The following is a 6,158-nucleotide window of genomic DNA, read 5'->3' as shown; positions in this document are numbered from 1 at the left end:
GCCGCGCCAGACGTAAGACCGTTGCACAGGGGAGAAGGCGGACGACGATGTCAGCGCAGACCGAAGAGGTGACGGCCGCCGTGCCGGCACCCCGGACCGGCAAGGGCGGCGCCCCGCCGCTCGCGGGCGGCCGGCGACGGGCCGGCACGGCCGTCCCCTATCTGCTGATCCTCCCCACCGTCGCCCTCACCGTGCTGCTGCTCGGCTGGACGATGGTCAAGAACGGCCTGCTGTCGTTCCAGGAGCTCAACCGGCGCCAGCTGATCCGCCACGTCACCGAGTGGATCGGCTTCGACAACTACTCCGAGGTCCTGGGCAGCTCCGAGTTCTGGTCGGTCACCGGCCGCTCGGTCGTCTTCACCGCGGTCAACGTCGTACTGATCATGACGGCCGGCTGTCTGACCGGGCTGCTGCTCGCCCGGCTCGGCACCAAGCTCCGGCTGCTGCTCTCACTCGGCCTGGTCCTGGCCTGGGCCATGCCCGTCGTCGCCGCGACCACCGTCTTCCAGTGGCTGTTCGACCAGCGGTTCGGCGTCGTCAACTACCTCCTCGACGCGCTCGGCTGGCACTCCATGGCCGGCTACAGCTGGACCGGCGACCAGCTGTCGACGTTCTTCGTGATCACGGTGCTGATCGTCTGGCAGTCGGTGCCCTTCGTGGCGATCAACCTCTACGCCGCCACGACCACGATCCCCAAGGAGCTCTACGAGGCGGCCGCGCTGGACGGCGCGGGCAGCTGGAAGCAGTTCACCTCGGTGACCTTCCCCTTCCTGCGGCCCTTCTTCCTCGCCACCGCGTTCCTCGAGGTCATCTGGGTCTTCAAGTCCTTCACCCAGGTCTTCGCGATCAACGAGGGCGGCCCGGACCGGCTCACCGAGACCCTGCCCGTCTACGCCTTCCAGGAGGGCATGGGCAGCCAGCACTTCGGCATGGGCGCCGCGATCTCCATCCTGACCATCGTGATCCTGCTGGCCCTGACCGCGTACTACCTGCGCCTGGTTCTCAAGCAAGAGGAGGACGAGCTGTGAGGCGTTCCGCCCTCGACCGCCGGACGGGCTCCGGCTCGCTGCTCGGTCGCGTCTGGCCGGGGGCGACCGCGGTCGTTCTCTTCATCGTCTTCGCGTTCCCCGTCTACTGGATGTTCGCCACGGCCTTCAAGGCCAACCGCGACATCGTCAGCGACACCCCGGTGTGGTTCCCCACCAGCCCCACCCTCGACCACTTCACCCGGGCCGTCGAGGCGGACGGCTTCTGGACCTTCGTCGGCAACTCCCTGACCGTCACCGTGATCGCGGTCGGCCTGTCCCTGGTCATCGCGCTGCTGGCGTCGTTCGCCGTCGCCCGCATGCGCTTCCGGGGCCGCAAGAGCTTCATCCTGGTGATGATGATGGCCCAGATGGCCCCCTGGGAGGTCATGGTCATCGCCTACTACATGATCGTGCGCGACGCGGACATGCTCAACAGCCTCGCACCGCTGGCCGCCATATACACCGTCATGGTGCTGCCCTTCACCGTCCTGACGCTGCGCGGCTACGTCGCCGCCGTGCCCAAGGAGCTGGAGGAGTCCGCGATGGTCGACGGCTGCACCCGCTTCCAGGCCTTCGTCCGGGTGATCTTCCCCCTGCTCGCCCCCGGCGTCATGGCCACCTCGCTCTTCGGCTTCATCACCGTCTGGAACGAGTTCCCGATGGTCCTGATCCTCAACAAGGAGACGGGCGCGCAGACCCTGCCGCTGTGGCTCACGAGCTTCCGCACCACCTTCGGCGACGACTGGGGCGCCACCATGGCCGCCTCCTCGCTGTTCGCCGTGCCGATCCTCATCCTCTTCGTCATCCTCCAGCGCAAGGCCGTGGGTGGTCTTACGTCCGGCGCAGTGAAGGGCTAGCCCTACCGACATGACGACGCTGACCCCGCAGGGCACGCTCACCCGCGATGCCCTCACCGTCCTCCAGCCCGGCTTCACGGGCACCACCGCCCCCGACTGGCTGCTGCGCCGGCTCGGCGAAGGCCTCTCCTCCGTCGGGCTGTTCGGCCGCAACATCGCCTCGCCCGAGCAGCTCGCCGCCCTCACCGCCCAGCTGCGCGCCGAGCGCGGCGACGTCCTCGTCGCCATCGACGAGGAGGGCGGCGACGTCACCCGCCTGGAGGTGCGCACGGGATCCTCCTTCCCCGGCAACCTCGCGCTCGGCGCCGTCGACGACACCGCGCTGACCCGGGACGTCGCCCACGAGCTCGGCCGCCGCCTCGCCGCCTGCGGCGTCAACCTCAACTGGGCGCCCTCCGCCGACGTCAACTCCGACCCGGACAACCCGGTCATCGGCGTACGGTCCTTCGGCGCCGACCCCGCCCTGGTCGCCCGGCACACCGCCGCCTACGTCGAGGGGCTGCAGGCCGCCGGGGTGGCCGCCTGCACCAAGCACTTCCCCGGCCACGGCGACACCGCCGTCGACTCCCACCACGACCTGCCGCGCATCGACGCGGACCTGGCCACCCTGCGCGAACGCGAGCTGGTGCCCTTCCGCGCCGCGGTCGCCGCCGGCACCAAGGCCGTGATGAGCGCCCACATCCTGCTGCCCGCGCTCGACGCCGCCCTGCCCGCCACCCTCAGCCCGGCCGCCCTGCACGGTCTGCTGCGCGCGCCCGTCACCGACGGCGGCCTCGGCTTCGACGGCCTCGTCGTCACCGACGGCATGGAGATGAGGGCGATCTCCGCCACGTACGGCATCGCACGCGGCAGCGTCATGGCGATCGCGGCGGGCGCCGACGCCATCTGCGTCGGCGGCGGCCTGGCCGACGAGGACACCGTGCTGCGGCTGCGCGACGCGCTGGTCGAGGCCGTACGGTCCGGCGAACTGCCCGAGGAGCGGCTCGCCGACGCCGCCGCGCGGGTGCGCGCCCTGGCGCGCTGGACCTCGGGGGCGGGCGGTGAGCAGGAGGGGACCTCGCCCGCCCCGGAGATCGGCCTGGTCGCGGCGCGCCGCGCGCTGCGGGTGACCGCCCCGGCGGGACACGAGCCGCTGACCGGGCCCGTGTACGTCGCCGCGTTCACGCCGCTGGCGAACTTCGCGGTGGGCGACGAGACGCCCTGGGGCGTCGGCGCCGAGCTGGCCCGGCTGCTGCCGGGGACCGAGACCCACGCGTACGGCCGTGAGACGGCCGGTGCCGACCGGGTGCTCGGGGCGGCGGGGGGCCGGCGGATCGTCGCCGTCGTCCGCGACGTCCACCGCCACCCGTGGATGGCCGCAGCCCTGGGCACGCTGGTGGCGGCCCGCCCGGACACGATCGTGGTCGAGATGGGCCTGAACGAGGCCCCGCCGAGCGGCGCCCTGCACATCGCCACGCACGGCGCGGCCCGGGTCTGCGGTGCCGCTGCCGCGGAGGTCATCGCGGGGGCGTAGTCGCCCCGGGACCGCGCTGCGCGCGGCGGCCTCAAACGCCGGCCGGGCTGAAATCAGCCCGGCCGGCGTTTGACGCCAAGGGCTTACAGCCCCTGCCAGACCGGCTTGTTGGCGTACGTGTGGCGGAAGTAGTCCGCCAGCTTCAGCTTCGAGGCCGCCGCCTCGTCCACGACGACGGTCGCGTGGGGGTGCAGCTGCAGCGCCGAGGCCGGTACCAGCGCGGCGACCGGGCCCTCGACGGTGGCCGCGACGGCGTCGGCCTTGCCCTCGCCGGTGGCCAGCAGGACCAGGTGGCGGGCCTCGAGGATGGTGCCGATGCCCTGGGTGATGACGTGGTGCGGCACCTGCTCGATGTCGCCGTCGAAGAAGCGCGCGTTGTCGATGCGCGTCTGCTGGGTCAGGGTCTTGATGCGGGTGCGGGAGGCGAGCGAGGAGCACGGCTCGTTGAAGCCGATGTGGCCGTCGGTGCCGATGCCGAGGATCTGCAGGTCCACGCCGCCGGCCTCGCGCAGGGCGCGGTCGTAGGCCTCGCAGGCGGCCTGGACGTCGTCGGCGGTGCCGTCGGGGCCCATGAAGGACCCCTCGGTCAGGCCGAGCGGCCGGACGACCTGGCGCAGCACCGTGGAGCGGTAGGACTCGGGGTGGTCGGCGGGCAGCCCGACGTACTCGTCGAGCTGGCAGATGCGGGCGCGCGAGGGGTCCACGGCGCCGGAGCGGACCTTGGCCTCGAGGGCCTCGTAGATGGGCAGCGGGGTGGAGCCGGTGGCCACGCCGAGCAGGGCGTCGGGCTTGCGGCTCAGCAGGGCGCCGATTGCCTCCGCGATCAGTTCGCCGCCTGCCTTGGCGTCCGGAACGATGACAATTTCCACGCTGGGGCCTGCCGATCTCAAGGAAAAACTCGGTGGTATAGACCAATCTAGCAGAGGTGGGGCGAGGCCTCCGGGGCCGGACGGGGCGGGGGCCGGGGCGGTGTGGGGGCCGGAACGAACTACGGGCCGCGGCGCCTGGCCGGGACCCTCAACCCGACCGGCACCGCAGCCCGGAGCGACATCGACCGCCCCGGAATGCCACGGGGTGTGCGGGCCCCGCGGCCGGCGCAGGCCGACTTCGCCCCCTTGTGCTGCGGGGGCGAGACTTTGCCTTCTCATTGTGGACTAGACCATTCGTCGATGTCCACGCCCTTCACCCGGCCGGGGAAAATCCCCGCCCGCCGGGCCCGCGGGTAGGCTCGGGCCGTGCCCTCCATGAACGATCTCGTACGCCAGCACACCGCCCTCGACGACTCCGACCTGGAGTGGCTGCACCTGCTGGTCTCGGAGTGGCAGCTGCTCTCCGACCTCTCCTTCGCCGACCTCGTCCTGTGGGTGCCCACCCTCGACGGCACCCGCTACGTGTCCGTCGCCCAGATGCGGCCCAACACCGGGCCCACCTCCTACCAGGACGACATGGTCGGCCACCTCGTCCCGCGCGGCCGCCGGCCCATGCTGGACGCCGCCCTCGACGAGGGCCGGATCGTCCGCGAGGGCGACCCGGAGTGGCGCGAGGAGGTGCCGGTGCGGGTCGAGTCCATCCCGGTCCGGCGCGAGGGGCGGGTCCTGGGGGTCATCGCCCGGAACACCAACCTGCTCACCGTGCGCACCCCCAGCCGGCTGGAGCTCACCTATCTGCAGAGCGCCTCCGACCTCGCGCAGATGATCGCCGTCGGGGCCTTCCCCTTCCCCGGCCAGCAGGTCGACATGGACGCCTCGCCGCGCGCCGGCGACGGCCTGATCAGGCTCGACGCCGACGGGATCGTGCAGTACGCCAGCCCCAACGCGCTCTCCGCCTACCACCGGCTCGGGCTCGCCGCCGACCTCGTCGGGCATCATCTGGGCGAGACCACCGCTCAGTTGGCACCCTCGCGCACCCCGGTCGACGAGGGCCTGGCCAAGCTGGCCAGCGGCTGGGCCCCCCGGGAGTTCGAGGTCGAGGCCAACGACGGGGTCATTCATCTGCGCGCGATCCCGCTCAAACCCAAGGGCAGCCACATCGGTTCGCTCGTACTGCTGCGCGACGTTACCGAACTGCGACGTCGCGAGCGCGAGTTGATCACCAAGGACGCCACCATCCGGGAGATCCACCACCGGGTGAAGAACAACCTCCAGACCGTGGCGGCCCTCCTGCGCCTGCAGGCCCGCCGCATCGTCTCCGCCGAGGGGCGCGAGGCCCTGGAGGAGGCGGTGCGCCGGGTGGGGTCCATCGCGATCGTCCACGAGACGCTGTCGCAGAACCTCGACGAACGGGTCGAATTCGACGAGATCGCCGACCGGGTGCTCGCCATGGTCGCCGAGATCTCCCCGGGCCGGGTCGCCGCCCGCCGCACCGGCCGCTTCGGGATACTCGACGCCGAGGTCGCGACCCCCCTCGCGATGGTGCTCACCGAGCTGCTGCAGAACGCGCTCGAGCACGGCTTCGGACCGGGGGAGCAGGGCATGGTCGAGGTCACCGCCGTGCGCGGCGGTACGCGCCGGGACGCCCGGCTGCTCATCTCCGTGCAGGACGACGGCCGGGGCCTGCCCGAGGGCTTCGACCCGCACCGGGCCGGCAACCTGGGCCTGCAGATCGTACGGACCCTGGTGGAGGGGGAGTTGGGCGGAAAGTTCGACATGGTGCCCGCTTCCGGGCAGGGAACGCGGGTAGTGCTCGACATTCCGGTGCGCGCGGAGAAGCCGTAACCGACGCCCCGGCCTCCGGCTCCCGGGGCACAGCACTGAGCCCCGG

Annotated in this window: 5 protein-coding genes; 4 read left to right on the top strand and 1 reads right to left on the bottom strand. The window is 72.0% G+C overall.

What is annotated here, in order from left to right; translation table 11 throughout:
- Positions 1–47 precede the first annotated feature (47 nt).
- From IE295_RS10780 to IE295_RS10770, 3 genes are read left to right on the top strand one after another with little or no spacing between them, the layout of a single operon-like run.
- Positions 48–1,028, top strand: a complete 981-nt coding sequence (locus tag IE295_RS10780) for a carbohydrate ABC transporter permease (RefSeq protein WP_190063328.1) — start codon at positions 48–50, stop codon at positions 1,026–1,028.
- Complete coding sequence (locus IE295_RS10775; RefSeq protein WP_190063327.1) at positions 1,025–1,885, top strand: carbohydrate ABC transporter permease; 861 nt, start codon at positions 1,025–1,027, stop codon at positions 1,883–1,885. The genes IE295_RS10780 and IE295_RS10775 overlap by 4 nt, the downstream gene beginning before the upstream one ends.
- A 10-nt stretch (positions 1,886–1,895) precedes the next feature.
- Positions 1,896–3,398 (top strand): glycoside hydrolase family 3 protein, encoded by a 1,503-nt coding sequence (locus tag IE295_RS10770; RefSeq protein ID WP_190063326.1) that lies wholly within the window; start codon positions 1,896–1,898, stop codon positions 3,396–3,398.
- Between the two features lie 83 nt (positions 3,399–3,481).
- Here the strand turns inward: IE295_RS10770 and nagB are convergent, their stop codons facing one another.
- Entirely contained in the window at positions 3,482–4,267 is a 786-nt protein-coding gene (nagB, locus tag IE295_RS10765) for a glucosamine-6-phosphate deaminase (RefSeq protein ID WP_190063325.1), read from the bottom strand.
- Between the two features lie 375 nt (positions 4,268–4,642).
- On the opposite strand from nagB, the gene IE295_RS10760 reads away from it, so the two are divergent.
- Positions 4,643–6,112, top strand: coding sequence for a sensor histidine kinase (locus IE295_RS10760; RefSeq protein ID WP_190063479.1), 1,470 nt, complete (start codon positions 4,643–4,645; stop codon positions 6,110–6,112).
- The last annotated feature ends 46 nt before the right edge of the window (positions 6,113–6,158 follow it).

The organism is Streptomyces griseocarneus (assembly GCF_014655595.1).
Classification (GTDB): domain Bacteria; phylum Actinomycetota; class Actinomycetes; order Streptomycetales; family Streptomycetaceae; genus Streptomyces; species Streptomyces griseocarneus.
Note: the sequence above shows the minus strand (reverse complement) of the source record. Positions and strands in the feature narration are given on the sequence as shown.

Coding starts and splice junctions, on each gene's coding strand:
- IE295_RS10780 (WP_190063328.1), top strand. CDS start 48: ATGTCAGCGCAGACCGAAGAGGTGACGGCCGCCGTGCCGGCACCCCGG.
- IE295_RS10770 (WP_190063326.1), top strand. CDS start 1,896: ATGACGACGCTGACCCCGCAGGGCACGCTCACCCGCGATGCCCTCACC.
- IE295_RS10760 (WP_190063479.1), top strand. CDS start 4,643: ATGAACGATCTCGTACGCCAGCACACCGCCCTCGACGACTCCGACCTG.